Source organism: Mycobacterium venezuelense (assembly GCF_054919535.1).
The window spans coordinates 36,220-62,130 of sequence record NZ_JBONDW010000025.1 but is presented as its reverse complement, the minus strand read 5'-3'; the positions used below and the strand labels follow the sequence as shown (position 1 = coordinate 62,130).

The window sequence follows — 25,911 nt, the reverse complement described above, 5'->3', positions numbered from 1 at the left end:
GAAAGGAGCGGGACGCGCCAACTCTCGCCCAGAGTAAACCTGAACCAGTTCATATTCCAGGGTTCCTCATAACTGGTGAAGCATGTCCGCGCAACCGGAGTGACGTACTGTGGGATTGATGCGGCTGCTGCTCATCGCCGATACCCACGTGCCCAAGCGCGCCCGCGATCTGCCTTCACCGGTCTGGGATCAGGTTGACCACGCAGATGTCGTCATTCACGCAGGCGATTGGGTGGAACCATCATTGCTCGACGCGCTGAGCGCGCGTGCCGCCCGGCTTGTCGCCTGCTGGGGCAACAACGACGGCGCCGAACTGCGCAGGCGCCTGCCGGAGCGCGCGGACGTGACGTTGGCGGGTCTGCGATTCACGGTCGTACACGAAACCGGTGCTGCCACCGGACGTGAGGCCCGGGTCGCCAGGGACTATCCAGACACTGACGTGCTGGTGTTCGGCCACAGCCACATCCCATGGGACACCACGGCGAAAACCGGTCTGCGCCTGCTGAATCCGGGCTCTCCGACTGATCGGCGGCGCCAACCGTACTGTACGTACATGACGGCGCAGGTGTCGGGCGGCGTGCTCTCCGATGTCACGTTGCATGCACTGGATCGGCGATGACGCGGCGTGATCGCGCGCGGCTGGACGATGTGCACGAGATCGCCGGCGCGATGCCGTACGTCAAGCGGATCGAGGGGCCGAAAGGCAACCCGATCTACCAGGTCGGCGGAAAATCGTTCGTGTTCTTCCGCACGCCGCAACCCGATGCGGTCGACCCCGAATCCGGTGAGCGCTACCCGGACGTGATCATGATCTGGGTGGACAGTGAAAGCGACAAACTCGCGCTCGTGCAGGATCCGCGATCGCCGTTCTTCACCACGGATCGTTTCGACGATCACCCGTCGGTCCTGTTGCGCGCCAGCCGATTAGGCGAAATCAGTCGCGGCGAATTGCGCGAGTTGATCCAGGACGCGTGGCTGTCGCGGGTCTCGTCGCGGCGCGCCGAGAAATGGCTGGCCGAGCACGGCGGCGGAGGCTAGCCGGCCTCGGCGGCGCAGATCAGTTCGATGTGCTTGGTGGCCCAATCGCCCAATGGCTCAAGAGCATCCAACAACGCTTCACCGGCAGGTGTCATCGAGTACTCGACCCGCGGCGGCACCTCGTGGTAGCTCTCCCGATGGACGACGCCGTGTCGTTGCAATTCCTTGAGATGCTGGGTCAGCATTTTCTGCGATACGCCGGGCAGGCTGCGGTGTAGTGCGTTGAACCGCTTGGGCCCCGCCTGCAACTCCCACAGGATCAGTGGTTTCCACTTCCCGTCGACCACCGCGAATGCCGCGTCTAATCCGCATGTGTACTTGCCCAATTGACTCATCTCATCGTCCTAGCAGCTCAGGGCCAATAGTTTCGGAAAGGTAAGTATCCCACTTTAAAGTGGGTACTTGTCGTGAAGTCAGTGTCTCTTCAACGATGGTGACATGACAACCACACCGCACACGATCAGTTTCCTCGGACTGGGAGAGATGGGTTCGAAGCTCGCCCGCACCGCCATGAACGCCGGTTATCCGGTCACCGTTTGGAATCGCAACCCGGAACGGGTCGCAGCGTTGGTCGCCGACGGGGCGAGCGCCGCACCGTCGCCGGCCGAAGCGCTGGACGCCGATGTCGTCGTGGTGTGCCTGTTCGATCACGCCTCCGTGCACGAGGTCCTCGACCCGGTGGCAGGCAAGCTGGCCGGGCGGCGCGTGGTGAACCTGACCACCACCTCGCCGGAAGGGGCGCGCGAGCTGGCCAGGTGGGCTTCGGAACTCGGCGCCGACTATCTCGACGGCGGCATCATGGCCACGCCGGAGATGATCGCCACGCCGCAGTCCGCGATCCTCTACAGCGGCGCAGCGACGGTGTTCGAGGACTATCGCGAACTGCTCGAAATATGGGGCACCGCAGAATATTTCGGCGCGGACGCCGGCATGGCATCGCTGTATGACCTGGCCTTGCTTTCCGGGATGTACGTGATGTTCGCCGGGTTCTTCCACGGTGCGGCGATGGTCGCGGCGGCCGGTGTGCCCGCCAAGGAGTTCGCGGTCCGTGCGGCCAACTGGCTGGCCGCCGTCGTGCCGGTCATCACGGAGTATGCGGCGGTCATCGACGGAGGTGACTACGGCGTCCCCGGCCAGCAGAGCCTCTACTTCTCCGACATCAGTGACATCGTCAACGCCAGCCGGGACCAGGGCATCAGCACCGAAGTCGTCGACGTCGTGCAACGGCTCATCCATCGGCAGATCGACGCCGGCCATGGCAACGACGGCTTCGCCCGCATCTTCGAGAGCATCCGCGCCGCATGACCGCGACAGTGAGCGTGCTCGGACTCGGGCCGATGGGGCAGGCGCTGGCCGGGGCGCTGATAGCCGCGGACCATCGCACGACCGTGTGGAATCGGACACCGGCGAAAGCGGACCCGCTGCTGGCCCGCGGAGCGGTGTGGGCCGACACACCGGCCGCGGCCGTCGCCGCCAGTGATCTCACCCTGGTGAACGTGGTCGACCACGCCGTGGTGGACGCGGTGCTCGGCGACGCGGGCGACGCGGTGGCGGGCCGGGTGATCGTTGGGCTTTCCTCGGACATCCCCGACGCATCGCACCGCACGGCGGAGCTTGTCGCGAGCCGCGGCGGCCGCTATCTCGACGGCGCGATTATGACGCCGACCGATACGATCGGAACCTCAAGCGCCAGTATTCTTTTCGCGGGGCCTCAGGACATCTTCGATGCCCATCGGCCGGTGTTCGACGCGCTGGCGAGCAGCACGTGGGTCGGTGCGGACATCGGTCGTGCCGCCGCATTCGACATGGCCCTGCTCGACTTGTTCTGGACCTCGGTGAGCGGGTTCGTACACGCACTGTCGGTGGCAGGAGCTAACGGCATTTCCCCGACGGAATTGCTGCCGCACGCCAACGGCATCGCCGCGATTCTTCCGCCGATCTTCGGCGAGATCGCCGAGCGGGTCGAGGCAGGCCGCCATGACGAAGCCAGCGCTCCGGTGTCTTCGGTGGCCGCCTCGGTTCGGCATCTGATCGCGGCGTCGCACGCGGCGGGCTTCGATGCAGGCGCGTTGGAGGCGTTCCGGGAATACGTCGACGTCGCGGTTGACGCCGGGCATGGCGCGGACGAGATCAGCCGCATCGTTCCGGCGAGACTGGAACAGGGCCGAGTGGCCGAGTCGCTCGCTACATAACTATACGAGTAGCTCAATCTTCTCACTTGTATTGACAAGTGTGGTGGTGTGGACCACAGTGTCCGCATGGGAAATCAACAGCACTACGACGTCGTCGTGGTCGGCGCCGGCATCGTGGGCCTCGCGCACGCGTATCACGCACATCAGCGCGGGCTCACCGTTGCCGTCATCGACCACGCCGACGGCGTCGTGGGCGCCTCCGTGCAGAACTTCGGCCACGCCTGTATCACCGCACAATCGGGCGTTGCGCTCACGTACGCCCGCAAGGGCCGCGGCCACTGGCTGAACCTGTCCCGTAAAGCGGGGTTCTGGTCGGCCGAGGCCGGCACCTACTGCGTGGCCCGGCACGACGACGAACTCGCCGTGATGAACGAGTTCGCGACCACACGGCCCGCCGGTGAGGTCGTACTTCTGGACCGCGAGGAGATTCTCGAACGGATCCCGGTCCGTGCGGCACACGTGAGCGGCGGCATGTACCTGCCCAACGACTTGCAGGTCGACCCGCGCACCGCAGCCCCATCGATCGCAGGCTGGTTGTCCTCGGTCGGCGTCGACTTCTTCTGGCGCACGGCGGCAACGGGTTTCGAACAAGGCGTCGTACACACCTCGCGCGGACCGTTGCGCGCCGGAACCACCTTCGTCACCGTCAACTACGACATCGACCGGCTCTTCCCGGAGTTGGCCGAGCGCGACGGCCTGCTGCGCTGCCGCCTGCACATGCTGCGCGCACGGCTACCGCTGGCCTTCGCGCTTCCGGCCCCGCTGTTCACCGGGTGGTCCCTGGTCAGGTACTCGGGTTTCGAGAATCTGCCCTCGACCGCCGCGGTCGCCGAGCGGCTGCGCACAGAACATCCCGCCTACGTCGCGATCGATCTCCACCAGATGTACACCCCGCAGCCCGACGGATCACTGCTGATCGGCGACACCCATTATCGCGACGTGTCCGCGCCCCCGTTCCAATCCGAGGAAGGGTTCGCCGTGCTCATCGAAGAGGCCCGAAAGCTCTTCGGGGTCAAGGACATCGAGATCAGCGAACGATGGCAGGGCGTCTACAGCTCGGCACCCGGCAAGGAGTTCCTCATCGAGGAGCCGATCGAGCGGACCCACGTGGTGACCGTGACCACCGGAATCGGCATGACCACGAGCATGGGCCTGGCCCAGGACAGCGTCGAGAACGCACTTACCCGCGACGGCTTCGTCGCACACGTCTAACCCGAGAGGAAAAACCGATGAGCACCAACCCCAATGAGCCGATAACCCTTGTCGTCTTCGACATGGCGGGAACCACGGTCGAAGATTCCGGCCTGGTCCAGCAGTCCTTCCTGGCCGCGGACAGCCACGCCGGCCTGTCGAAGACCGACACCGACCGTGAGGAGATGTTGCGCTACGTCTCCGACACCATGGGACAGTCGAAGATCGTCGTGTTCCGCCACCTGGCCCGCGGTAACGAAGAACAGGCACAGGCCGCCAACAAGGAATTCGAACGCTGCTACAGCCAACTGGTCGCCGAAGGCAACTGCAGCGCCATCCCCGGCGCCGAAGACGCGATCACCTCGTTGCGGTCCCGCGGCATCAAGACCGCGCTCACCACCGGATTCGCCCGAGAAACCCAGTCGGCGATTATCGACGCGCTCGGCTGGCACGATCTTGCCGACCTCGTGTTGTGCCCCGAGCCCGGAATGCGGGGCCGGCCGTACCCGGACATGCCGCTGACCGCCCTGATGCGCACCGGAACCGACTCGGTCCGTTCGATGGTCGTTCTCGGGGACACCTCATCCGATGTCATCAGCGGCCTGCGTGCCGGCGCACGGGCCTCGATCGGCGTCCTCACCGGTGCGCATGACAAGACCCAGCTCTCCGACGCCGGAGCCACCCACATCATCGACAGCGTTGCCGACTTGCCGTCACTGCTCGCAACCCTGCGCTGATCGACTCCCGCCTTCCGTTCTCGTCTGAGGAACCTGCCGCTGTCGCGCCAGCGCAGCTTTTGCATCACACCTATCAAAGGTGCATTTCATGTCTAACGCAACGACATTCAAGGCCCAGACTCCCATCCGGCGCTATGAGCGCTGGCGCTTCCAGATCTTCGCCGTCACCTGGATCGCCTATGCCGGTTTCTATTTCACGCGCCAAGCCTTCTCGGTGGCCAAGCTCGGGATCCTCGAGGATCCGGTCTTGAGCATGACTCTCACCAAGAGCACGATGGCGAATCTCGATGCGGCATACCTCGCCGCGTACGCCGTGGGCCAGTTCGTCTGGGGCCAGGTGTCCGACCGGTACGGCCCACGCGTGGTCGTCCTCGGCGGGCTGGCGATCTCAGCGGTCGCGACCCTGTTCATGGGCCTGCTGCCCGCGTTGGTGTTCCTGCTTCCGCTCATGATCGTGCAGGGGTTGGCCCAGTCCACCGGATGGTCCGGCACCCTCAACAACATGGCCCAGTTCTTCTCGATCGGGGAGCGGGGCCGGGTCCTCGGCCTGTGGAGCACCAACTACGCGTTCGGCGGCCTGGTCGCCGCGCCGCTGCTGGGATGGGCGGCCTACACGGTGTTCGGCAGCTGGCGCGCGGCGTTCTTCACCGGTGCGGCCATCGTGCTCGGCGTGTTCATCGTGGTGCTGCTGTTCCAGCGCAATCGGCCTCAGGACGTCGGCCTGCCGCCGATCGAGGAGTACCACGCCAAGGAGGAGATCGCCAAGCTCGACGATTCACCCGTGGCGGAGGCTGTCGCCGAACCGACACCGTCCTGGCGGGAATCACTTGCGGTCGTGCTGCGTGATCGCATGGTGAGAACCCTTGGTGCGTCGTACTTTCTGCTCAAACCGGCACGATACGCCATTCTGCTGTGGGGGCCGGTGATCGTGGCAGAGCGGTTGCAGGATGGCGACAAGTTCCAGGCGGTCACCATTCCGGTGGCGTTCGGCGTCGCGGGCATCCTCGCCCCGATCCTGCTCGGCCGCGTTTCCGACCGGGTGTTCAAGGCGCGCCGGATCCCGGCGTGTGTGCTGAGCCTCGCGGTGCTTGTGGCGGTGCTGGCGTTGTTCGCGCCGCTGACCGCGACCGGCAACGCCTGGATCATGACGGCGGTGCTGGGTCTCATCGGCCTCAGCATCTACGGTGCCGACGCGATGATCTCGTGTGTGGCGGCGGTCGACTTCGGCACCTCCAAACATGCGGGCACCGCGAGCGGCCTGATCAACGGCTGCGGCTCCACCGGCGCGATCCTCGGCGGGCTGCTTCCGGGATACCTGAGCACCTCGGCGCTGTTCTACGGTTTCGCGGCAGCCGCATTCATCGCGATGCTGCTGCTCATCCCGCACTGGAACCGGATGCCTGCCGCGGATTAAGAGCGGGCGTCGATCGTTCGGGCGTTGACGATGCTGAACGCGACCAGGTCCGGTCGGTACCGATCGTCGGCGTACTCGAACACCCGCCCGTCCTGATCGCGCGACGTGCGGCGCTCGCGGAGCAGTGGACTGCCCGGGTCGATTCCGAGGTTCTCGGCGTCGACCCGGGCAGCGGCGACTGCGTCGAGCACATGCTCCATCGAATCGAAATAGACGCCACGGCTCGCGAGATAGTCGGTCATCGAACCGGAATCGGTGTCGAAATCGAACAACAACGAACCCACGGAGTCGATGAAGGTGCTGCGTTCGATCATCGCCGGCTCACCGTCGAGCAGCCGCACGCGTACGACGTCGACCACGAATTCGTCGGGGTTCAGATCCAGTGCGACCATCGCCGGCTCGGACACCCGGCGACGCGCGACCTCGAGGGTCCGGCTGCCCGCGGTTCGGCCGTTGCGCCGAGCCCACTGGGTGAACGGCGTGAACGTATCCAGAGTCTGCGTGGCATCGTGACTTCGCACCACGGCCGGCTTGCCTTGCGAGAGTTGAATCAGCCCTTCATTTTTCAGCGTTGCGAGGGCCTGGCGTACCGGCCCGCGCGATACCCCGAACTCGGCGCACAGGGCGCTCTCGGCCGGCAGCGACTGACCGATCGCATAGTCTCGCCGCATGATGCGTTGACGCAGTTCGCCTGCGACGTGGATGTGACGCGGCTGCGAGGTGGACGAGGTCATCCCCGCATCACCCCTTCTGGCCGGTTGTCATTACAACTCAATACGCATAGTAGCCAGACCGTTCTGGAAGCCGGTGCCACGCGGGAGTGGCAGGCTCGTATGCATGGAGCAGAAGCCACCCACCGCAACCATCGAGTCCGCGCACCGTGACCACCTGCAGACCCTCCCATTCGACGACACCCGAGATTTCGAGGACACCGACAGAGGCTTCATCGCCGCGCTCGATCCGTGCGTGATCGAGGGCGCCGACGGCCGGGTGGTGTGGGACAACGACGCGTACGCATTTCTGACGGGCGATGTGCCGACTTCTGTACACCCGAGCCTGTGGCGACAGTCGCAGCTGTGCGCCAAGCAGGGGCTCTACAAGGTGGTCGCGGGTATCTACCAGGTGCGTGGGCTCGACATCTCCAACGTCACCTTCGTCGAGGGTGACACCGGCATCATCGTCATCGACCCGTTGATCTCCACCGAGACAGCCGCGGCTGCGCTCGCGTTGTACCGCTCCCACCGCGGGGACCGGCCCGTCGTGGCAGTGATCTACACCCACAGCCACGCTGACCATTTCGGTGGTGTCCTCGGGGTGACATCGCAGGCCGACGTCGATGCCGGCGACGTCGCGGTGCTGGCTCCGGAAGGGTTCGTCGAGCACGCCGTGCAGGAGAACGTCTATGCCGGTACGGCGATGCTGCGTCGGGCGAGTTACCAGTACGGGCCGTCTCTGCCGCGCGGACCGCGCGGCCACGTCGGTTGTGGGCTCGGGCAGAACACGTCCACCGGCGAGGTGGCGATGATCGTGCCGACCATCGACATCGGCCGCACCGGGGAGACGCACACCATCGACGGCGTCGAGATCGAGTTCCAGATGGCGCCGGGGACCGAGGCGCCCGCCGAGATGCACTTCTACTTCCCCAAATTCCGTGCGTTGTGCATGGCCGAGAACGCCACCCACAATCTGCACAACCTGCTGACACTCCGTGGTGCACTGGTGCGTGACCCGCACGCCTGGGCGGGCTACCTGACCGAGGCCATCGACACGTTCGCCGATCGGACTGACGTCGTGTTCGCATCGCACCATTGGCCGACATGGGGCCGCGAACGCATCGTCGAGTTCCTTTCCCTGCAACGTGATCTGTACGCCTACCTGCACGACCAGACCCTGCGACTGCTCAACCAGGGGTACACCGGCGCCGAGATCGCCGAAGATTTCCACCTGCCGCCTGCCCTGGAGAAGGCCTGGCACACCCACGGCTACTACGGCTCGGTCAACCACAACGTGAAAGCCATCTATCAGCGCTACATGGGCTGGTTCGACGGCAATCCGGCAAGGCTGTGGCCACATCCGCCCGAGGCGCTCGGGCCGCGCTACGTCGCCGCGATGGGCGGCACCGAACGCGTCGTCGAACTGGCGCAACGTGCTTTCGGTGAGGGCGATTTCCGTTGGGCCGCAACCCTGCTCGACCACGTCATCTTCACCGACGCCGACCATCCAGCGGCGCGTACGCTCTACGCCGACACGTTGGAGCAGCTCGCGTACGGCGCCGAGAACGCGACGTGGCGCAACTACTTCCTGTCCGGGGCCACCGAATTGCGGTCCGGAAAGTTCGGAACCGCAGGCCAGGTCGCGTCACCGACCATGCTCGCGCAGCTCTCGCCCGAGCAGCTGTTCGACACGCTGGCCATCAACATCAACGGGCCGCGGGCATGGGATCTCGACGTCGCCCTCGATGTCACGTTCGCCGACACCGGCGACAACTATCGTCTGACGGTGCGGAACGGGGTGCTGGTCTACCGCAAGGTCGCCGCCGACGAGTCGACCGCCTCGGCGACGGTCCGGCTCGCGAACAAGCTTCGTCTGCTCGCGCTCATCGGCGGCGACAGTGATTCCGCGGGCCTCGAAATCGCGGGCGATGCTTCAGCTCTGGCATCGGTCGTCGCCGTACTCGATCGACCGGACCCGAATTTCGACATCGTCACGCCCTAGGGCAGCCCACCGTCGGCGCGCAAGATCGAACCCGTGGTGAAGCTCGATGCGTCAGACATCAAAAACAGTGCCGCGCCGACGATCTCGGCCGGATCGCCGGCCCGTTGCAGGCTCAGATGCCCGAAGGGCTGGCCCGTCATGTCCCACGCCTTGCTGATGTCGGTGAGGAACGGGCCCGCCATCAACGTGTTGACGCGCACCGTGGGGCCGTAAGCCTTCGCGAGCCCTTCGGTCAGGGTGTTCAACCCGGCCTTCGCGGCCGCGTACGGCAGCATGTACTGGTCCGGCCGCAGCGAGCCGGACGAACTGACGTTGACGATCGAGCCGCCGCCGTCGGCAACCATGCGCTCGCCGATCAACGCCGACAACCGGAACGGCCCTTTGAGATTGAGGTTGAACACGGCGTCGAAGAGCTTCTCGGTGACCGATCCGAGCGACTCGTACAACGGGGACATCCCGGCGTTGTTGACCAGTACGTCGACTTTGCCGAACCGGTCATAGGCGGCCTCGGCCAGACCGTCGAGCTCGTCCCAGCGCCCGACATGCACCTGATACGGGAACACGCGCCTGCCGGTCGCGGCGGCGATCTCCTCGGCCGCCAGCACGCACGACTCCATGTTGCGGCTCGCCACCATCACGTCGGCCCCGCAGCGGGCGGCGGCCATCGCCATCTCCCGGCCGAGCCCGCGGCTGCCGCCGGTGACCAGCACGACTTTGTCGGTGAGGTCGAACAATTCGTCGGCGTAACCCATGCCTCACCTTTCTCCGGCCCGGTTCGGGCCTGTGCTCCTGCGGCCATATGGTGTCACGGTGCAACTGCTTCTGGTCCGTCATGCGCTGCCCTTACGCAGCGAACCCGGTCAAGGTTCGGATCCCGTGCTGTCGGAGACCGGCGCCGAACAGGCCGGCCGCCTGCCCGCAGCGCTGGCCAGGTTCCCGATCTCGCGTGTCGTGAGCAGCCCGCAACGGCGCGCCGTCCAGACCGCTGACCCGGTCGCGGCCGCGTTGGGGCTTTCGGTCGAGGTCGACGAGCGGCTGGCCGAGTACGACCGCGACATGTCGCATTACGTGCCGATCGAGGACATCGCCAAAGAAAATCCCGAAGAACTCGCGCGGTTGGCCAACGGGCACCTGCCAAGCGGGGTCGACGAGGACGCGTTCAAGGCCCGGATCAACGCGGCGGTCGCCGACCTCGTCGCGGCAGGCGACCACGACGACACCGTTGCGGTGTTCAGCCACGGCGGTGTGATCAATGTGCTCCTGCACGAGATCCTGGGCACCGAGCGGTTGCTGTCGTTTCACGTCGACTACGCGTCGGTCACGCGGCTGCTGTCGTCGCGCTCCGGCAGGCTCGCGGTCGCGGCCGTCAACGGCACCGAACATGTATGGGACCTGCTGCCCAGAAATGTCCGGTGGTAGACAATGACCGTGACTTCACTGGAAGGCCTCGACCTCGCCGCGTTGGACCGCCATCTCCGTACCGAGGGCATACCCCGCACGGGTGAACTGCGCGCCGAACTGATCGCCGGCGGCCGCTCCAACCTCACGTTCCTGGTGTTCGACGATGCTTCGAAATGGGTGCTGCGGCGCCCGCCGCTGCACGGCCTGACCCCGTCGGCACATGACATGGCGCGGGAGTACCGCGTGGTCGCGGCACTGGCCGACACGCCGGTTCCGGTGGCCCGCGCCGTGACGATGCGCAACGACGATTCAGTGCTGGGCGCACCGTTCCAGATGGTCGAGCACGTGGGCGGACGAGTCGTGCGTACCCAGGACGAGCTTGCCGCGCTCGGCGATCAGACCGTGATCGACGGCTGCGTCGACGCGCTGATCAAGGTCCTGGCCGACCTGCACGCGGTCGACCCGGCCGCGGTCGGTCTCGGCGATTTCGGCAAGCCGGACGGTTATCTGGAGCGGCAGGTGCGGCGTTGGGGTTCGCAGTGGGAGCACGTCCGGCTGACCGACGATGCGCGCGACGACGACGTCCACCGGCTGCACGCCGCGCTGGGCGAAGCGGTTCCGCCGCAGAGCCGCAGCTCGATCGTGCACGGCGACTACCGCATCGACAACACCGTCCTCGACGCCGATGACGCCACGAAAGTCCGCGCGGTGCTGGACTGGGAGATGTCCACGCTGGGTGATCCGCTCAGCGACGCCGCCCTCATGTGCGTCTACCGCAGCCCGATGTTCGAGTTCGTCCATTCCGACGCCGCCTGGACCGCGTCCACGCTGCCGTCGGCCGACGACATGGCGCAGCTCTACTCGGTGCAATCCGGTCAGGAACTCGCGCACTGGGACTTCTACATGGCGCTGGCCTATTTCAAGCTCGCGATCATTGCCGCGGGCATCGATTTCCGCCGCCGCGAAGGTGCGGACGGACCGGAACAGGTCGGTGAGGCCGTGGCACCGCTCATCGCCGCAGGGCTGAGCGCGCTCGGCTGATCGGCACGAGGGTCAGCTGCCCAGGGCGGCCTTGAGGTTCTTCTTCGCGGCCCGGCGCAACTGGAAGATCCGTGCGGTGCCCGCGGCAACCGTGAGCAGCCCGCCTGCCACCGCGGCCCCGAGGATGGCCACGCCCAGCGGCAGGGTCCAGTGCCAGCCGAGGAACGCGAACTCGGTCGACGTGGTGTTCTGCGCGATGAAGACGAGCAGGACGATCAACACCAGGAAACCCATGATCAGCGCTGACCACAGCGCTGCGGCGCGGGTGAACCTGGGTTGGGCTTCCGGCTTGGTTGGCTTGCCGGTCTCCGGCGGGAGCGGCGAGCCGGGCATCGGCTCCGGCAAATCGGGCGATGCTGACTGATCGCTGGTCATGCTGCCATCTTTGCCCGTATCGCTGCCAAAGCAAACCACCCTGAGGTAAAGCGCGGCGGCATGTCGGGTGTGCCGTTAGGGTCGTGAAAGGCTCGTGACGCCGAAAGGACGTGTGCATGCGGCACCGATCACTGGCACTACTCGCATTTCTGCTCGCCCTGTTGGTGCCACTCGCATCGGCCTGCGGCAGCTCCAATCCCCTCGGCGGGGGGCCGATATCGGGTGACCTCAAATCCATCACCGTGGGGTCAGCCGACTTCCCGGAATCCAAGATCATCGCCGAGATCTACGCCCAGGCCCTGGAAGCCAACGATTTTCAGATCAGCAGGCAGTTCGGCATCGGCAGCCGGGAAACCTACGTGCCTGCCGTGCAGGACCATTCGATCGATCTCATCCCCGAATACACGGGTAACCTCCTGCAGTACTTCGACGAGGAGACCACCGCGACCACCCCCGACGCGGTGCTGATCGGGTTGCTCAAAGCGCTGCCCGGTGACCTGTCGATCCTGTATCCGTCGCCCGCCGAAGACAAGGACACCCTCGCGGTCACCGAGGCGACCGCGCAGCGGTGGAACCTCAAGACGATCGACGATCTCGCGAAGCACTCGGCCGAGGTGAAAGTCGGCGCGCCGTCGGAGTTCCAGACGCGGGTGACGGGCCTCGTCGGCCTCAAGGACAAGTACGGCCTCGACATCGCGCCCGCCAATTTCGTCGCGATCAGCGACGGCGGCGGGCCTGCCACGGTGCAGGCGCTGAACAGTGGCGCGATCACGGCCGCCAACATCTTCAGTACGTCGCCGGCCATCGAGCAGCACCGCCTTGTGGTGCTCGAGGATCCGAAGAACACGTTCCTTGCCGCCAACGTCGTCCCGTTGGTGGCTTCGCAGAAGATGTCCAACGACCTCAAGACCGTGCTTGACGCGGTATCGGCCAAGCTCACGACCGAAGCGCTGATCGAGCTCAACACCGCGGTCGAGGGCAACCAGGGCGTCGACCCCGACGAGGCGGCCCGAAAGTGGGTTCAGGACAACGGTTTCGACAAGCCGGTGGTGAAGTGATCACATTCGAAGGCGTCACCAAGCGCTACCCGGACGGCACGGTGGCCGTCGACAATCTCAGCCTCGAGGTGCCGCAGGGCACGCTGACGGTGTTCGTCGGGCCGTCGGGCTGCGGCAAGACCACCTCGATGCGGATGATCAACCGCATGATCGACCCGACGTCGGGCACGCTCACGGTCAACGGCGAGGACGTGACGACGGTCGACCCGGTGAAGCTGCGACTGGGCATCGGCTACGTCATCCAGAGTGCGGGCCTCATGCCACACCTGCGGGTGGTCGACAATGTCGCGACCGTGCCGGTGCTGCGCGGCGAATCCCGGCGCAGCGCCCGCAAAGCCGCGATCGGCGTGATGGAACGCGTCGGCCTGGATCCCAAGCTGGCCGACCGGTACCCCGCGCAGCTGTCGGGCGGTCAGCAGCAGCGCGTCGGCGTGGCCAGGGCGCTGGCGGCCGACCCGCCTATCCTGCTCATGGACGAGCCGTTCAGCGCCGTCGATCCCGTCGTCCGGGAGGATCTGCAGACCGAAATCCTCCGCCTGCAAAGCGAATTGCGTAAAACGATCGTGTTCGTCACGCACGATATCGACGAGGCCGTCAAGCTGGGGGACAAAGTCGCGGTGTTCGGCCGCGGCGGCATGCTGCTGCAATATGCCGATCCGGCGTTCGTCCTGTCGAACCCGGCCAACGAACTCGTATCGGGATTCGTCGGTGCCGACCGGGGATATCGCGGGCTGCAGTTCTTCCACGCGACCGGGCTGCCGCTACACGAAATCAAACACGTCGACGAAAACGACATCGACGCACTCGACCTGAGCCCGGGGGAGTGGCGGCTCGTCATCAAGTCGGGCGCACCGTACGCGTGGATCAACGCCGATGGTGTCGAAGTGCATCGCAAGGGCAACGTGCTCTACGACTGCACCATCGGCGGTGGGTCGTTCTTCCCGCCCGACGGCAGCCTGCGGCAGGCTCTCGACTCTGCGCTGTCGTCACCGAGCGGGCTGGGAGTCGCCGTCGACGAAGACGGCAGGCTCATCGGCGGGGTTCGTGCCGAGGATGTGCTTGAGGCACTCAAGGAGCAACGCCGCGTGCCGGAGTTGGGTTAGCGCATGCGGTATCTGCTGACTCACCTCGACGACCTGTGGGCGCTGACGGTGATCCACCTGCGCCTGTCGTTGGTGCCCATCGTGCTGGGTCTGCTGATCGCTGTCCCGCTCGGTGCCGTCGTACAGCGCACCACCACGCTGCGGCGACTGACGACCGTCACCGCGAGCATCATCTTCACCATCCCCTCGCTCGCGCTCTTCGTGGTGCTGCCGCTCATCATCCCGACCCGGATCCTGGATGAGGCGAATGTCATTGTGGCGCTGACCCTCTACACCACCGCACTGCTGGTGCGAGCGGTGCCCGAGGCGCTCGACGCGGTGCCCGAGCATGTGCGCGACGCCGCGACCGCCATCGGTTACCGGCCACTGGTTCGCATGCTGAAAGTCGAACTGCCACTGGCCATCCCCGTCTTGGTGGCCGGGGTGCGGGTGGTCGCGGTGACCAACATCTCGATGGTGTCGGTCGGCTCGGTGATCGGCATCGGCGGGCTCGGTACGTGGTTCACCGAGGGCTATCAATCCAACAAGAGCGATCAGATCATCGCCGGGATCATCGCGATCTTCGTGCTGGCGATCGTGATCGACACGCTGATCATGTTGGTCGGCAAGGCGATCACGCCATGGACCCGGCAACCACGCGCGTCGAAGGTGAAGGCGGCCGCATGAATTTCCTGCAGCAGGCGCTCACGTTCATCTTCACCGCCGCCAACTGGACGGGCCCGGCCGGGCTGGGTATCCGCATCGTCGAACATCTGCAGTACACGGTCGTGGCGGTGGTGTTCTCCGCCCTGATCGCGGTGCCCGTGGGAATGCTCATCGGGCACACCGGACGCGGCACGTTCCTGGTAGTCACCGGGGTGAACGCATTACGTGCCCTGCCGACGCTCGGTGTGCTGCTGCTCGGTGTGCTGCTGTGGGGGCTCGGGCTGGTGCCGCCCACCGTCGCGCTCATGCTGCTGGGTATCCCGCCGCTGTTGGCAGGCACGTACGCCGGCATCGCCAACGTAGACCGCTCGGTGGTCGACGCGGCCCGCTCGATGGGCATGACCGAGAGCCGCGTGCTCCTGCGCGTCGAGGTGCCCAACGCATTGCCGTTGATCCTGGGCGGGCTGCGGACCTCGACGCTGCAGATCGTGGCGACCGCGACGGTGGCCGCCTACGCGAGCCTCGGCGGGCTGGGCCGCTACCTCATCGACGGGATCAAGGTTAGGCAGTTCCACATCGCGCTCGTCGGCGCGCTCATGGTGACCGCGCTCGCGCTGGTACTCGACGCCGCGCTGGCCTTCGCGGTATGGCTGTCGGTGCCGGGCACCGGGCGATTGCGCTCCTGGCGCACCGGCGGAGGCCGGCTGCCGCAGCCCTTGATCGACGACGAGATCGCGCTGGATTCACGGTCTCCCGTGCGCTCGGGCGGGAGTTCCGGAGTCGGCTACGAAGGCAGACCCCCGTCGCATACGGTAGAAGGGTGAGTGAAGAGGCGCACACCAGCGAGACGGAAAGTGCCTGGCCGGCGGTATTGACCTGGCGGGCGCACGACGTGCCGAGGATGGAATCGGTACGCGTGCAACTGTCGGGCAATCGAATCAAGGCATACGGCCGCATCGTGGCGGCGGCCACCGCTTCGCACCCGGCTTTTTCGGCGTCCTACGACCTTGTCACCGACGAGACCGGCGCCACCAAGCGGCTTTCTCTCACCGTCACCCTCGCGGAACGTGAACGTCAGCTCTCCATCGCCCGCGACGAGGAGAGCATGTGGCTGGTGCAGGACCACACCCAGACCAAGAAGTCCGACTACGGCGGCGCCGTCGATGTCGACGTCATCTTCAGCCCGTTCTTCAACGCCCTGCCGATCCGGCGGATGGGGCTGCACCAGCGGGCCGATTCGGTCACCCTGCCGGTGGCCTACGTGCGGTTGCCCGAACTGACCGTGGAAACCGCGACCATCAGCTACAGCAGCGCGGGCCCGGACCTCGATGCCGGCATCAAACTGCACTCGCCGGTCGCCGAGACCACCATCACCGTCGACTCCGACGGCTTCATCGTTGACTACCCAGGACTGGCAGAGCGGATCTGATCACGCCGCCGGCCCGCCCGGCGGCAGCCAGTTCGTCCCGCCAGTTGTCCGCCCCCACGACCGTCGTGATGATCTCCGGGCGGCTGAAGCTGTCGTAACGCATGCGCGCGGCGTGGCCCAGCTCGACGAGCTCGGCGACCGAACCGCTGCTCGCCAAGGCATCCCGCGCGCGGGTCAGCAGTTCGATGCCATGTTCCAAGGCAGGCAGCAGCTGTCCGGCGTTCGCCTCGCACATCGCGCGCACCAGGTCCGGCGCGGTCGCCGCGACCCGGGTGCCGTCCCGGAACGATCCGGCGGCCAACGCGAAGGCCAACGGCACCTCACCGGCGATCTCGGCGAGAGTCTCGGCGAACAGGTGCGGCAGATGCGAGATCGCGGCCGCGGCGGCGTCGTGCTCATCGGAGCGGGCCGGCACCACCACCGCCTGGCAGTCGAGCGCCAACTGCGTCACGAGTGTCCACACCTGCGCGTCGACGTGGTCGTCGACGCTGACGACCCACGGCGCGCCGATGAACAAACCCGGATTGCCCGCCACCCAGCCCGAGTGCGCGGTGCCGGCCATCGGATGGCCGCCCACGAAGCGGTCGAGCAGCCCGAACTGCTTGACCTCACGCAGCACCGCGCCTTTGACGCTGGTCACATCGGTCAGCGGACAGTCCGGGGCGGCTTCCCGGATGTGGCCGAGCAGGATCGGCAGCGCAGGCATCGGCACCGCCAGCACGATCAGCGCATTACCGTCAGCGGCCCTGTGCAGGGCTTCGTCGAGGTTCTCGGTGACATCGAAGCCGTCGAACCGCGCGGCCTGCACTGCTTCGATCGAACGGTTGTAGCCGAATACCTCCCGCCCGGCCGCCGCGGCAGCACGTACCACCGAGCCGCCGATCAGACCGAGCCCCAGCACGCACACGGGAGTGTTCGTCACGAATAAAGGTTGGCACATCGCCCCGGCCGGCGACGAGGGTGATCCCTGGTCAAACTCGCTGGTCGGCGACTACCGTAGGCGCACATGGGAGCACAGCGCGCGCCGGCAGACCTGCCCGACGGCTTCGGCGTGGCCGTTGTCCGAGAGGACGGCAAGTGGCGGTGTATGCCCATGCGCCGCGGCGCGCTCAACAGTTTGAGTGTCGCTGAGACCGAACTGCGCGAGATGCGCAGCGCAGGGGCGGTGTTCGGCTTGCTCGACATCGATGACGAGTTCTTCGTGATCGTGCGGCCCGCGCCGGCCGGAACGCGGCTGCTGCTGTCGGACGCCACGGCCGCGCTGGACTACGACATCGCCGCCGAGGTCCTGGAGAAACTCGACGCCGACATCGAACCGGACGACCTCGACGACGCCGACCCGTTCGAAGAAGGCGACCTCGGGTTGCTGTCCGACATCGGCCTGCCCGATGCGGTGCTCAGCGTCATCCTCGACGAAACCGACCTCTATGCCGACGAGCAGATCGGCCGAATCGCCCGCGAGATGGGTTTTGCCGACGAACTGTCGGCCGTGCTGGACCGCCTCAATCGGTGAGATCCGACGAACAGCTGATCCGCGCCGCGCTCGACGCCGCCGGGTCGGCAGGCCCCCGCGACGTGCCGATCGGAGCCGTCGTGTTCGCACCCGACGGCACCGAACTCGCGAGGGCGGGCAATGCGCGCGAGTTGCTGGGCGATCCGACCGCACACGCCGAGATGGTGGCGATGCGGGCCGCGGCCGTCGTGCTCGGCGATGGCTGGCGGTTGGAAGGCACAACGCTGGCCGTGACCGTGGAACCGTGCACGATGTGCGCCGGAGCACTGGTCTTGGCCCGCGTGGCGCGCGTGGTGTTCGGGGCGTGGGAACCCAAGACCGGCGCCGTCGGCTCGCTGTGGGACGTGGTTCGCGACCGCAGGCTCAACCACCGGCCCGAGGTGGTTGGCGGGGTCCTGGCCGACCAATGCGCGGGCCTACTCGAGGACTTCTTCGCGCGTCAGCGCTGAGTGTGCGCTCACGGCGCCCAGTGTGCGGCTGCGGCGCCTGCTCGGCCGATTTCTCGCCATGGTTGCACAGTCAGCGTGCTGTCCAGCGCGATTAGGGCCTACGCGGCTCGCCCGGTAAGCTGCCACACGGTGGCGTGTCCGAGCGGCCTAAGGAGCACGCCTCGAAAGCGTGTGACGGGTAACCCCCGTCCGAGGGTTCAAATCCCTCCGCCACCGCCATAACTCCTCACCTGTCAGCGCAGGTGACGGGGCGTTTTTCGTGTTTGGTGTGCATCTTCGGATGAGTCGGGCTGTGCAGGGTGCGGTCTTTCGTCCGGCCTACAACACAATCGACATCGAACTGTTCGGCGACCCACTCACGTCGTCAGATCGCCTAGGTTGTCTCAGTCTTCAGGCCACAGCTTGGCTGAAAAAAGGAATATTCCCCAACTGAATGCCGCGCCGTATTCGTCACCGTTCCATGAGAAATCGTAATGTTCGTGGGCGGGCAGATATTTCTGGAATGGCGGTGACTGATCGCGCAGCGTGAGTGGACCGAAGCGATCTGCGAACTCTGATACGCCCGCACTCCATGGTGCGACATCGGTCGGATCATCGACCTTGGGGAGTGCACCTCGAACGTATTCGTACCGTACTGAACGGAGTATCTCGTTTTCGTCGCCTGATGCGGTGAAGTCAAACTGCGGCCACAGCACGCTGGTGCGCCTCACTGAGATGGCGCTTTGGTCCGCTCCGACTATCGCCTTCAACCTAGGGAACCGTGAGGCGTTGCTGCCGAGGTCATGGACGACACGATTGCCTATGCTCTCCGCGGCCTCCAGAGAAAGATCGTAATCTGACAGCTTCGCATCAATGTCGGCGCGTTTGGGGAGCATGCCCAGCTTCATCGAAGCCAGAACGTAAATTTCGAAATCGAAAAACGTAGTTCTCTGAAGAGCATCCATTAATTACCTCTTTGCTCCAGTCGGGCTTAGCCAATGTACGGCAAGAATTGGTAAAGGTCACCTTTGAAGACCTTTACGGATCCGTCGGGGAATACTTGCATCGCTACCCGCTGGGGCAACATCGCCGGTAACACCATGTTTGTTCCATCAGGAAGGTTCGCGATTCCACCGGTCGCGCCATAAGCGGTTCTTGAAGCGATGTTCACTGCCTCTGCCGCCTCGGCCTGACTGAGGTGCAAGTCGGTGACTCTCTGGGCCAGAGTCGCATTCTGGGACACGCCCGCGCCTTTGGGAATCGCGGCAACATCGTGACCGATCTGGGTGGCGATCGAGGTCAGGTCCCCTCCCGTGCCGGGGTAGATGCCGAAGTCGGCCAGTCGGGCTCTGAGTATCGCTTCCTGCGCCTCGAGCGAGGCTAATTCGGCTTGGCAAGCGCTGTATTGCGGCGGCGGGAGCGGACCGACGATTTGCACGGCGCATCTGGAGTTGTAGGAAGCGATGTCGGCTTGAAGTTTTTCCCACGCTGCCAGTGCCTGCTCTTTGGTGAGGAGTTTCGCGTCGTCAATTGGCGATTCTTTGAACTCATTGCTGACGAGCTGAATCGAGCCGTCGCGTTCGCCGTCGAACCGGATGCCGTCCAGTTCGGTGGCCTTGGCTTGCAAGCGTTGGCCGATGAGTGTGTCGGTCTGGACGAGCTGCTCGGCGGTCCAACGGACGTCTTCGGCGTGTTCGGTGGCAGCGGTCTGGCGTGCGGCCATGGTGAAGACGTCGACTCGGCGGGTGTCGGTGATCGAGAGGTTCTCGCCGACGCGGAAGCCGTCGTTTTCGGCTGCGGTGATGGCCTCCACGGCTTTGCGTCGCGCCGCTTGGATGTCTTGGCCGCCGTGCTCGGCGATGTCGGCGGCCTCGCGCAGAACGCGGACCTGGCTCTCGACGACGGCCGTGTCGGCGGTCACGCGGTCAAGCGCGGCATCCTTCGCGTCGCCCTCCCACGTCGTGCCACCGGGTGCTGCGACGTGCTGCCGATGCTGTTCGAAAACCTCTTCGGACTCTGTGGCCGCGGTCCGCCAACCCACCGCCGCGTTGGTCAAGTCCGGGGTGTCCCAGCCCTCGATCTCCGACCGGCGGGGCAGCGACCCGGAGGACGCTGCGCTCACACGGACACCGTCGTGATCGCGTCAGATTCGTTGCCATCGGTCGTGTCATAGCGGGCGCCGCTAGCCGACATGTCACCGGCCTGGCCTGCGATCCGGCTGGACTGCCGCCCGCGCGCCGCGGTGAGCGCCGCGTTCACGGCGGCCACGCCGGCGCTACTGGGCCGCGAGGCCGACAACCCGCCGAGCTCGGCACCGGCCAGCGCCGCCCGGGCGGTAGCTTCACTGCTGGCGGCGGCCGCCTGCAGACCGCTCGCGTTCACTTCTAGTTCGTTTGCCACGCCAATCCCCCAACCGGCCAACACACAGGTCGTGAGCGTACCTGAACGTTGCCGAGGCAGTACGGTCTCGAGTACGCCGCATCAGGCAGGGCCACTTGCATTTTCGAGGTCAGCTCGAACTAGTCGGGATGATCCGACACGGGCACGGCAGGACTTGAGGCCATTTGCTCCGTCGCGGACCGCCAGCCGGGCGGGCGCGTTTGGCTGAGCTAATGAGGGCTAATGGTTCGCTGCGCTTCTAGATAACCGCGAATAGTCTGCTCCAAGTTGTTGGTCCGACGATCCCATCGGCGCTGACTTGTTCTGCGGTCTGGAAGTCGATTACAGCCTGCTTGGTCAGCGGACCGAAAACGCCGTCAGAGAACAACCCGGAGGCAGCAACCAGATTGAGCTGCCGCTGGATGCGCTTGACGGTGACCCCCAGTGCGCCCTCGGCAACCGGTGTGCCGGGGAACGGCCTTGCGCCAGCAACGAGTTCCCACAAAGCCGAGACCGCATCGCCCCCGCGAATGCAAAACCACAGCGCGAGGTTTTCGCCCGATTCGCTGGTACTCATGGTCACGAGCAGCTCGCCCCCGATCCCCTTCATCTGCCCCTCAGGAGACTCGATGTTTCTGGGTAGCAAGCGGATCGGAGCAGCCTGCTCAGAGTCGAATACACCACCGTTGCCGTTCGTGGACGACCCTCGGACGCCCTCACCCGGGCCCTTGCCGATACCGTGCACTCCGATGCCCGTTTCACTGGTGCCGACGACAGCGGTGTTGGACTTGCTGTCGCCGTGTAAGCCAAAACCTGACGTACTGAAACCGACGACCGCGGTGTTGGTCTCACTGATGCCATGTACACCCCAGCCGGATGTACTGTCGCCGACTGTCCCGGTGTTGGACGCACTTATGCCGTGCACACCTATTCCCGACGTACTGGAAGCGACAACCGCGGTGTTGCTCTCACTGACGCCGTGAAGGCCGAACCCGGTGTTGCTTGTGCCGTGGACGCCAGTGCCCGACCCGCTCGTACCGAAGACGCCAGTTCCGCTTCCGCTACCGGGGTTGGGCAGGTTATCGAAGCTGCTAAGCGGGTTTCCGAGGCTGCTGACGTTTACTCCTGCCACGGCCGTGCCGCCACTCATGACAGCACCGAGTACGCCTATTTGCCCGGAGTTGTCCTGGCCGTACACACCGGCGACGCGCACGATTCCACCGCTGACGGTCTTGCCGTAAACCCCGATCGTGTTGCCGCTGCCATACACGCCCACTCCCTGCACATCTGATTCGCGTGGATCGTTCCCACTAGTCGCCCCCGCTGCGAGTCCTGCTGGGTGGCATGTACCCACCACTCCGGCACGGTTGCCGACGACGTTGACGCCGTAAACCTGGACGGTCACGTCAGTGGAGAATCCTGAATGGGGAAAGCCTGAACCGGCAGAAGAAGGTCCCAAGGCGGAGAATTGGTCCGAATTCGGCATGGAGGGAGTCCTTTCTTGAACTGGAGCCTATTGCTGCACGCGATCTGACAGGTTTTCTGCCAACCGCATGACGGGGATCGTCCTGATCCCGTCGGTCCGCTGCTCGTAGACGTTCCAACCCTTATTCAGGCGAGCGGCGGCGAGGGCGTAGAGCCGGTCGCGGTCGGCATCCTCGGCCTCGCGGGCGACGAAGGATCCGCCGCGCGGTCCGATGTGAAGTTCGCAGTCGGGATGGGCTCGCAGGTTGTGGAACCAGGCCGGATGACGGTCGCGGCCGTAGTTCGACGCGATCAGGATGACGTCGTCGCCGTCGGTGAAGTAGGCGAGCGGCGTCTCATAACGCTTGACACTGCGGGCGCCGATCGACGTCAGCACCAGGACCGGGATACCCACACTCAATCGCAAGCGTCCACCCGTGGCCTTCTGGACCGGCGCCTCCAAGGGCACCACGAGTTTGCGCCACATCGTCGAGAAAGGCTTGGTGGAGAACAGCTTTCCGCCGAACCACCACGCCATGTCACGCTTCCAGGTGGGCCTGTTCTCAAGTTCGACCCGCGGAATCCCGTTCACGGTGCCAGCGCGCATGACTGCCTCCCAACTTCGTGACCAACGCAAGCCGCCCGGGCCCGCTGATGAGCAGGCTCACCACGCCCGCGAGGATCAGGAGTGCCTCCCGGAACTCGGGCAGCGGATCGCCGCCCGGCAGTGGCTCGGGGATGCCGCCCGCGATGAAACCGAGCACCAGCAGCCCCGCGACGTTGAGCGCGTTGACGATGGTCGCGACGCGGAAGAAAACGCCGAGCAGGATGCCGATCCCACCGCCGAACTCGACCACGCCCACGATCCATCCCACGAAGTCGGCGAACGGCACGCCGAGTTGCCCGACGAGGTAGGCGATGTTGGCGTGGCCACCGGGCGCGAAGAGCTTGATGCCGCCGTGCAGGATGAGTCCGCCGCCGAGAAACACGCGGAGCGGCAGCGGTGCCCAATCCCGCCACACGGTCATGGCAGTGCCGCGAGATAGCGCGTGGCCGCGATGCCTGGCATGAAGAAGTACGCGCCGCCGACCGTGCGGACGAAGCGGGGCAGGCCCGTGACGCGCTTGCGGATCGGCTCCTGCTGCACGGTGAAGGTGCCGCCGGCCTCACCGTGCCCGTTGCCGCGCGGGCCCGTGATCGGATCGTCCTCGGCGTAGCTGCCGTCGAACTTCGTGCTGTTGACCCAGGTGTGCTGGATGAACTCGAACTGCCTGCCGAGCTGGGTGTTGAAGCAGATGAAGTGCAGGCCGCGGTCGACGCCGTCATCGGCCGCGCCGATCAGGTCGGCGGGCTCCATCGACGGGGCCAGCGGCGGCCCGTAGACCCGGCCGCGCCGGATGATGCGATGACGCTTGCCGACGTCGATCGATCGGTCGGAGCCGGGGAACGGGTCGAGCGCGTCGCGCGGGTTCGACCGTCGAAGGTGTGAGCCGATCGGGCACTTGAGGCCGTCCGCGTCTTCGGACCGGAAATACATGAAGTCGTTGTCGTCGGCCAGCGCGGGATCGTCCGCGGTCGGCGCCTTCACGAGCGGTGCACCGCTGGGCCAGCGGCCGACCATTTTCGCCGCCAGGCCGACGCACGCGGGCACTCGGTCGAGCGCGTCACCGGACCTGTCGGCCAAGCTGTTCCAGAAACCGGCGACATCCTGTCTGAGCTGACGGACGACCAGGTAGCTGCCGTCTTTACCGAAATCGCGACGGCCGCGATCGTCGGCCGCCTCTGGCAGTAGGCCGCGAGGGTCGGACGCGGGGTCGATGAGGGGCCGGTCGGTGAACTGCCCGTAGGCATTCGGATAGCCGAGCACGAACTCGCCCGCCGCCACGGTGTTGCCCGCCGGACCGCCCGCGTCGTAGCCGTCGATCAACGGCTGCGAGATGCCGTCCCGAAAACCGAAGTGCTCCTTGCGTCCCGGCAAGGTCAGCGAATCTATACGCGAGATGACGCGAAACCCGTTGCCGGACAGATCGTGACGGTCTTCGAGGCCGGAAACCACCTCCGCGTCACGCCCGTAGAGCATCAGGAGCACATCGACGCCGCTGCCGTCCCAGCGCCAATGGTCCGGCGAACTCCCGTCGTAATCACCGAGGATGCGGCGGCGATGATCGGTGCCGGTCATGCCTTCCCGGAATTCGCCTGCCAGCATGCCGACATGCTCGGCTGGCAGGCCCAGCCGCACCAGGCCTGCCGGGGTGAAGGCGATGTTCGTGCACGTGTCGGTCGGTTCGGGCCGAACGGTGCTGTCGCGCAGGGGAAGCCGACCGATCCAGCGCTTGGCGGCCGCAACGTCGTCGATCCCCAGCAGCAGGAACGCCGCGTTGTCCAATGCGCCGTAGCCGTGCAGGATGATGCCCTGAATGTCGTCGAGTTGCAGCGTCATAGCCGGTCCCATGGGATGCTGTCGAGCCGCTTGGCCACCCAGTTGGATTCGGGAAGGTCGTTGCCACATCCGAATCGGCGCAGCCAGCGGCGCGTTCCGGCGTCGTCGGTCTTCTCGGACAGGCCCTGCCGGATCGCCTCGTTGTTCGCGATGTTTTTTGTCGTCAGGTGCGGGTAGGCGCTGTACCAGACGTTGCTCGGGGCTTGACGGGTGGGCAACAGCCGCTTGTATGCCTTCTCGTCGGTGATGCCGCCGAAGAACAGGAAGCGGGTACGCGGAAACCCTTCGCCATTGCTGAAGATCGCGTTGAGTCCCCAGAAGGCCTTGTCGATGAAATCGTTCATGTAGCTCTCCAGGCTGCCGTCGTAATTACTGGAGAAGAACAGGCCCCGGTTGTCGTTCATCCGCACCCACCGGGCGAAATGAATGGTGTTGAGCCCGGAAAGCGTTCCGCGGTTATAGATGTGGCGGGTCGCGTAGTCGGTGAGGAACAGGATCGCGGTGGTGGTCAGCCGCCGGAACGGTCCGGGTTTGAGGAACCCGACGGCGACGATCTGGTTGTGCGCCCAGAAGTCCTCGTCGTCGCGGAACTTCTGCACCGCATCGGGTGCGGCCGCGCGGGTGTCGGGCACATCGCGCTTCTCGTGGTAGCGCAGCAGCACCGCGAAGAGGCCGAGCCCGAGAATCACCAGAGGCAGAAACAACACGGTCACCAATGCGAACGCGGTGATCCAGAAGTACTGGTGGGTGGCCTCTTTGGCCCGCCACAGCAGCGAAGGTGGGGAGGCGGGCCGCAGCGCCCAGGCCAGGTCGTCTCGATCGCGCACGTAGTCGGCGATCGCGCTCTTGATCTTCCCCGGGTCCAGCGATCCGAAGTCGTTGGCATCCAGGAACGCGTTGATCTCGCGCTGTAGTACATCTTCCTGCTGGATCTGCACGAGTGAGCGGCCCCGGCGGTTGATGTGGGCGGCGGCGGCCTTGACGGCATGAGCCTGCAGGAACGCCCGCCGATCACTCACCGACGCCGGAACCGGATAGCCGACACAGTGTGAGAACACTGCGTCGAGTCCCGGTCCGCAGACCGTGGCCAGCTCGTCGATGTGCCTGCCGAGCGGTGCGTCGACGTCGGTCAACAGGGCGAGCTGCGCGGGCACGGGTTTGCCGTCGAGATCCTCGGTCGGGTCGAACAAAACGAGCCTCGCGAAGTGCACGCCGCTGAGCCGTTCGAACGGCATGATTTCCCACCGCTCGACGTGCTCGGGGATGCGCCCGAGCAGTTCTCGCAGCGAGTCCAGTCGGTCGCCGCTGACTTCGGCGAGTACGGTGAAGGCTTCCTGGTGCGGCATCG

The 25,911-nt window shown here is 65.7% G+C and carries 30 protein-coding genes and 1 tRNA gene; 18 read left to right on the top strand and 13 right to left on the bottom strand.

Annotated features, from left to right (window positions below; all coding sequences use genetic code 11):
- The first annotated feature begins 118 nt into the window (after window positions 1–118).
- Window positions 119–619: a metallophosphoesterase family protein gene (locus ACRCUN_RS30100; protein WP_462145280.1), complete on the top strand. Its 501-nt coding sequence runs from the start codon at window positions 119–121 to the stop codon at window positions 617–619.
- Window positions 616–1,038, top strand: a complete 423-nt coding sequence (locus ACRCUN_RS30095; protein ID WP_462145279.1) for an MmcQ/YjbR family DNA-binding protein — start codon at window positions 616–618, stop codon at window positions 1,036–1,038. Before ACRCUN_RS30100 ends, ACRCUN_RS30095 begins: the two co-directional genes overlap by 4 nt.
- Here ACRCUN_RS30095 and ACRCUN_RS30090 read toward each other — a convergent pair.
- A complete protein-coding gene (locus tag ACRCUN_RS30090) occupies window positions 1,035–1,373 on the bottom strand; it encodes a winged helix-turn-helix transcriptional regulator (protein ID WP_067851531.1) in 339 nt (112 codons plus the stop codon). The two genes, ACRCUN_RS30095 and ACRCUN_RS30090, sit on opposite strands and share 4 nt — an antisense overlap.
- A gap of 103 nt (window positions 1,374–1,476) precedes the next feature.
- Here ACRCUN_RS30090 and ACRCUN_RS30085 point away from each other — a divergent pair, with 103 nt between their 5' ends.
- From ACRCUN_RS30085 to ACRCUN_RS30065, 5 genes are all read left to right on the top strand, one after another.
- Window positions 1,477–2,343 (top strand): NAD(P)-dependent oxidoreductase, encoded by an 867-nt coding sequence (locus ACRCUN_RS30085; protein WP_462145278.1) that lies wholly within the window; start codon window positions 1,477–1,479, stop codon window positions 2,341–2,343.
- Complete coding sequence (locus tag ACRCUN_RS30080; RefSeq protein WP_462145277.1) at window positions 2,340–3,230, top strand: NAD(P)-dependent oxidoreductase; 891 nt, start codon at window positions 2,340–2,342, stop codon at window positions 3,228–3,230. The genes ACRCUN_RS30085 and ACRCUN_RS30080 overlap by 4 nt, the downstream gene beginning before the upstream one ends.
- 66 nt (window positions 3,231–3,296) lie before the next feature.
- Window positions 3,297–4,442 (top strand): TIGR03364 family FAD-dependent oxidoreductase, encoded by a 1,146-nt coding sequence (locus ACRCUN_RS30075; RefSeq protein WP_462145276.1) that lies wholly within the window; start codon window positions 3,297–3,299, stop codon window positions 4,440–4,442.
- A 17-nt stretch (window positions 4,443–4,459) separates the two neighbouring features.
- Window positions 4,460–5,158: a phosphonatase-like hydrolase gene (locus ACRCUN_RS30070; RefSeq protein WP_462145275.1), complete on the top strand. Its 699-nt coding sequence runs from the start codon at window positions 4,460–4,462 to the stop codon at window positions 5,156–5,158.
- 88 nt (window positions 5,159–5,246) lie between these two features.
- Window positions 5,247–6,572, top strand: coding sequence for an MFS transporter (locus ACRCUN_RS30065; RefSeq protein ID WP_462145274.1), 1,326 nt, complete (start codon window positions 5,247–5,249; stop codon window positions 6,570–6,572).
- Here ACRCUN_RS30065 and ACRCUN_RS30060 read toward each other — a convergent pair.
- Window positions 6,569–7,306: a GntR family transcriptional regulator gene (locus ACRCUN_RS30060; protein ID WP_462145273.1), complete on the bottom strand. Its 738-nt coding sequence runs from the start codon at window positions 7,304–7,306 to the stop codon at window positions 6,569–6,571. The genes ACRCUN_RS30065 and ACRCUN_RS30060 overlap by 4 nt on opposite strands.
- A 103-nt stretch (window positions 7,307–7,409) precedes the next feature.
- On the opposite strand from ACRCUN_RS30060, the gene ACRCUN_RS30055 reads away from it, so the two are divergent.
- Entirely contained in the window at window positions 7,410–9,287 is a 1,878-nt protein-coding gene (locus ACRCUN_RS30055; protein ID WP_462145272.1) for an alkyl/aryl-sulfatase, read from the top strand.
- On the opposite strand, the gene ACRCUN_RS30050 is transcribed toward ACRCUN_RS30055, so the two are convergent.
- A complete protein-coding gene (locus ACRCUN_RS30050) occupies window positions 9,284–10,039 on the bottom strand; it encodes an SDR family NAD(P)-dependent oxidoreductase (RefSeq protein WP_462145271.1) in 756 nt (251 codons plus the stop codon). The two genes, ACRCUN_RS30055 and ACRCUN_RS30050, sit on opposite strands and share 4 nt — an antisense overlap.
- Window positions 10,040–10,097: 58 nt before the next feature.
- Here ACRCUN_RS30050 and ACRCUN_RS30045 point away from each other — a divergent pair, with 58 nt between their 5' ends.
- Together ACRCUN_RS30045 and ACRCUN_RS30040 are read left to right on the top strand one after the other, a co-directional pair.
- Window positions 10,098–10,706 (top strand): histidine phosphatase family protein, encoded by a 609-nt coding sequence (locus ACRCUN_RS30045; protein WP_462145270.1) that lies wholly within the window; start codon window positions 10,098–10,100, stop codon window positions 10,704–10,706.
- A gap of 3 nt (window positions 10,707–10,709) precedes the next feature.
- Window positions 10,710–11,729, top strand: a complete 1,020-nt coding sequence (locus ACRCUN_RS30040; protein ID WP_462145269.1) for a phosphotransferase family protein — start codon at window positions 10,710–10,712, stop codon at window positions 11,727–11,729.
- A 12-nt stretch (window positions 11,730–11,741) separates the two neighbouring features.
- On the opposite strand, the gene ACRCUN_RS30035 is transcribed toward ACRCUN_RS30040, so the two are convergent.
- Window positions 11,742–12,104 carry a LapA family protein gene (locus tag ACRCUN_RS30035; RefSeq protein WP_462145268.1) on the bottom strand — a complete coding sequence of 121 codons (363 nt, stop codon included), beginning with the start codon at window positions 12,102–12,104 and terminating at the stop codon, window positions 11,742–11,744.
- Window positions 12,105–12,220: 116 nt separating this feature from the next.
- Here ACRCUN_RS30035 and ACRCUN_RS30030 point away from each other — a divergent pair, with 116 nt between their 5' ends.
- Genes ACRCUN_RS30030 through ACRCUN_RS30010 form a run of 5 tightly spaced genes read left to right on the top strand, consistent with a single transcriptional unit; the run spans window position 12,221 to window position 16,339 of the window.
- Window positions 12,221–13,162, top strand: a complete 942-nt coding sequence (locus tag ACRCUN_RS30030; RefSeq protein WP_462145267.1) for an ABC transporter substrate-binding protein — start codon at window positions 12,221–12,223, stop codon at window positions 13,160–13,162.
- Window positions 13,159–14,265, top strand: coding sequence for an ABC transporter ATP-binding protein (locus ACRCUN_RS30025; RefSeq protein ID WP_462145266.1), 1,107 nt, complete (start codon window positions 13,159–13,161; stop codon window positions 14,263–14,265). The genes ACRCUN_RS30030 and ACRCUN_RS30025 overlap by 4 nt, the downstream gene beginning before the upstream one ends.
- A 3-nt stretch (window positions 14,266–14,268) precedes the next feature.
- Window positions 14,269–14,931 (top strand): ABC transporter permease, encoded by a 663-nt coding sequence (locus ACRCUN_RS30020; RefSeq protein WP_462145265.1) that lies wholly within the window; start codon window positions 14,269–14,271, stop codon window positions 14,929–14,931.
- Window positions 14,928–15,734, top strand: coding sequence for an ABC transporter permease (locus ACRCUN_RS30015; RefSeq protein ID WP_462145307.1), 807 nt, complete (start codon window positions 14,928–14,930; stop codon window positions 15,732–15,734). Before ACRCUN_RS30020 ends, ACRCUN_RS30015 begins: the two co-directional genes overlap by 4 nt.
- Window positions 15,731–16,339, top strand: a complete 609-nt coding sequence (locus ACRCUN_RS30010) for a putative glycolipid-binding domain-containing protein (protein ID WP_462145264.1) — start codon at window positions 15,731–15,733, stop codon at window positions 16,337–16,339. Before ACRCUN_RS30015 ends, ACRCUN_RS30010 begins: the two co-directional genes overlap by 4 nt.
- On the opposite strand, the gene ACRCUN_RS30005 is transcribed toward ACRCUN_RS30010, so the two are convergent.
- Window positions 16,302–17,246, bottom strand: coding sequence for a prephenate dehydrogenase (locus ACRCUN_RS30005; RefSeq protein ID WP_462145306.1), 945 nt, complete (start codon window positions 17,244–17,246; stop codon window positions 16,302–16,304). The genes ACRCUN_RS30010 and ACRCUN_RS30005 overlap by 38 nt on opposite strands.
- 99 nt (window positions 17,247–17,345) lie before the next feature.
- On the opposite strand from ACRCUN_RS30005, the gene ACRCUN_RS30000 reads away from it, so the two are divergent.
- The 3 genes from ACRCUN_RS30000 (at window position 17,346) to ACRCUN_RS29990 (ending at window position 18,520) form a co-directional block, all read left to right on the top strand.
- Complete coding sequence (locus ACRCUN_RS30000) at window positions 17,346–17,852, top strand: tRNA adenosine deaminase-associated protein (protein ID WP_085142898.1); 507 nt, start codon at window positions 17,346–17,348, stop codon at window positions 17,850–17,852.
- The gene (locus tag ACRCUN_RS29995) at window positions 17,849–18,301 is read left to right on the top strand and encodes a nucleoside deaminase (RefSeq protein WP_462145263.1); all 453 of its coding nucleotides are present in this window, start codon (window positions 17,849–17,851) and stop codon (window positions 18,299–18,301) included. The genes ACRCUN_RS30000 and ACRCUN_RS29995 overlap by 4 nt, the downstream gene beginning before the upstream one ends.
- 128 nt (window positions 18,302–18,429) lie before the next feature.
- Window positions 18,430–18,520 (top strand) — tRNA-Ser (locus ACRCUN_RS29990).
- A 164-nt stretch (window positions 18,521–18,684) separates the two neighbouring features.
- On the opposite strand, the gene ACRCUN_RS29985 is transcribed toward ACRCUN_RS29990, so the two are convergent.
- The 8 genes from ACRCUN_RS29985 to ACRCUN_RS29950 form a co-directional block, all read right to left on the bottom strand.
- A complete protein-coding gene (locus tag ACRCUN_RS29985) occupies window positions 18,685–19,245 on the bottom strand; it encodes a hypothetical protein (RefSeq protein WP_462145262.1) in 561 nt (186 codons plus the stop codon).
- 26 nt (window positions 19,246–19,271) lie between these two features.
- Complete coding sequence (locus tag ACRCUN_RS29980) at window positions 19,272–20,336, bottom strand: WXG100 family type VII secretion target (RefSeq protein WP_462145261.1); 1,065 nt, start codon at window positions 20,334–20,336, stop codon at window positions 19,272–19,274.
- Window positions 20,337–20,398: 62 nt separating this feature from the next.
- Entirely contained in the window at window positions 20,399–20,680 is a 282-nt protein-coding gene (locus tag ACRCUN_RS29975; RefSeq protein ID WP_462145260.1) for a hypothetical protein, read from the bottom strand.
- A 238-nt stretch (window positions 20,681–20,918) separates the two neighbouring features.
- On the bottom strand, window positions 20,919–21,929 hold the full coding sequence (locus ACRCUN_RS29970) for a peptidoglycan-binding domain-containing protein (RefSeq protein WP_462145259.1): 1,011 nt from the start codon (window positions 21,927–21,929) through the stop codon (window positions 20,919–20,921).
- A 243-nt stretch (window positions 21,930–22,172) separates the two neighbouring features.
- The gene (locus ACRCUN_RS29965) at window positions 22,173–22,730 is read right to left on the bottom strand and encodes a nitroreductase family deazaflavin-dependent oxidoreductase (RefSeq protein ID WP_462145258.1); all 558 of its coding nucleotides are present in this window, start codon (window positions 22,728–22,730) and stop codon (window positions 22,173–22,175) included.
- Entirely contained in the window at window positions 22,687–23,151 is a 465-nt protein-coding gene (locus ACRCUN_RS29960; protein ID WP_462145257.1) for a DoxX family membrane protein, read from the bottom strand. Before ACRCUN_RS29960 ends, ACRCUN_RS29965 begins: the two co-directional genes overlap by 44 nt.
- Window positions 23,148–24,563: a Dyp-type peroxidase gene (locus ACRCUN_RS29955; protein WP_462145256.1), complete on the bottom strand. Its 1,416-nt coding sequence runs from the start codon at window positions 24,561–24,563 to the stop codon at window positions 23,148–23,150. Before ACRCUN_RS29955 ends, ACRCUN_RS29960 begins: the two co-directional genes overlap by 4 nt.
- On the bottom strand, window positions 24,560–25,909 hold the full coding sequence (locus ACRCUN_RS29950) for a hypothetical protein (RefSeq protein WP_462145255.1): 1,350 nt from the start codon (window positions 25,907–25,909) through the stop codon (window positions 24,560–24,562). Before ACRCUN_RS29950 ends, ACRCUN_RS29955 begins: the two co-directional genes overlap by 4 nt.
- Between the last annotated feature and the right edge of the window lie 2 nt (window positions 25,910–25,911).

What these genes read in the sequence shown, in the direction of transcription:
- ACRCUN_RS30030 (WP_462145267.1), top strand. Translation starts at nt 12,221, where the DNA reads ATGCGGCACCGATCACTGGCACTACTCGCATTTCTGCTCGCCCTGTTG.
- ACRCUN_RS30040 (WP_462145269.1), top strand. Translation starts at nt 10,710, where the DNA reads ATGACCGTGACTTCACTGGAAGGCCTCGACCTCGCCGCGTTGGACCGC.
- ACRCUN_RS30080 (WP_462145277.1), top strand. Translation starts at nt 2,340, where the DNA reads ATGACCGCGACAGTGAGCGTGCTCGGACTCGGGCCGATGGGGCAGGCG.
- ACRCUN_RS30090 (WP_067851531.1), bottom strand. Translation starts at nt 1,373, where the DNA reads ATGAGTCAATTGGGCAAGTACACATGCGGATTAGACGCGGCATTCGCG.
- ACRCUN_RS30070 (WP_462145275.1), top strand. Translation starts at nt 4,460, where the DNA reads ATGAGCACCAACCCCAATGAGCCGATAACCCTTGTCGTCTTCGACATG.
- ACRCUN_RS30035 (WP_462145268.1), bottom strand. Translation starts at nt 12,104, where the DNA reads ATGACCAGCGATCAGTCAGCATCGCCCGATTTGCCGGAGCCGATGCCC.
- ACRCUN_RS30065 (WP_462145274.1), top strand. Translation starts at nt 5,247, where the DNA reads ATGTCTAACGCAACGACATTCAAGGCCCAGACTCCCATCCGGCGCTAT.
- ACRCUN_RS30085 (WP_462145278.1), top strand. Translation starts at nt 1,477, where the DNA reads ATGACAACCACACCGCACACGATCAGTTTCCTCGGACTGGGAGAGATG.
- ACRCUN_RS30075 (WP_462145276.1), top strand. Translation starts at nt 3,297, where the DNA reads ATGGGAAATCAACAGCACTACGACGTCGTCGTGGTCGGCGCCGGCATC.
- ACRCUN_RS29950 (WP_462145255.1), bottom strand. Translation starts at nt 25,909, where the DNA reads ATGCCGCACCAGGAAGCCTTCACCGTACTCGCCGAAGTCAGCGGCGAC.
- ACRCUN_RS29955 (WP_462145256.1), bottom strand. Translation starts at nt 24,563, where the DNA reads ATGACGCTGCAACTCGACGACATTCAGGGCATCATCCTGCACGGCTAC.
- ACRCUN_RS29960 (WP_462145257.1), bottom strand. Translation starts at nt 23,151, where the DNA reads ATGACCGTGTGGCGGGATTGGGCACCGCTGCCGCTCCGCGTGTTTCTC.
- ACRCUN_RS30000 (WP_085142898.1), top strand. Translation starts at nt 17,346, where the DNA reads ATGGGAGCACAGCGCGCGCCGGCAGACCTGCCCGACGGCTTCGGCGTG.
- ACRCUN_RS30050 (WP_462145271.1), bottom strand. Translation starts at nt 10,039, where the DNA reads ATGGGTTACGCCGACGAATTGTTCGACCTCACCGACAAAGTCGTGCTG.
- ACRCUN_RS30100 (WP_462145280.1), top strand. Translation starts at nt 119, where the DNA reads ATGCGGCTGCTGCTCATCGCCGATACCCACGTGCCCAAGCGCGCCCGC.
- ACRCUN_RS29985 (WP_462145262.1), bottom strand. Translation starts at nt 19,245, where the DNA reads ATGGATGCTCTTCAGAGAACTACGTTTTTCGATTTCGAAATTTACGTT.
- ACRCUN_RS29965 (WP_462145258.1), bottom strand. Translation starts at nt 22,730, where the DNA reads ATGCGCGCTGGCACCGTGAACGGGATTCCGCGGGTCGAACTTGAGAAC.
- ACRCUN_RS30060 (WP_462145273.1), bottom strand. Translation starts at nt 7,306, where the DNA reads ATGACCTCGTCCACCTCGCAGCCGCGTCACATCCACGTCGCAGGCGAA.
- ACRCUN_RS30020 (WP_462145265.1), top strand. Translation starts at nt 14,269, where the DNA reads ATGCGGTATCTGCTGACTCACCTCGACGACCTGTGGGCGCTGACGGTG.
- ACRCUN_RS30095 (WP_462145279.1), top strand. Translation starts at nt 616, where the DNA reads ATGACGCGGCGTGATCGCGCGCGGCTGGACGATGTGCACGAGATCGCC.
- ACRCUN_RS30055 (WP_462145272.1), top strand. Translation starts at nt 7,410, where the DNA reads ATGGAGCAGAAGCCACCCACCGCAACCATCGAGTCCGCGCACCGTGAC.
- ACRCUN_RS30015 (WP_462145307.1), top strand. Translation starts at nt 14,928, where the DNA reads ATGAATTTCCTGCAGCAGGCGCTCACGTTCATCTTCACCGCCGCCAAC.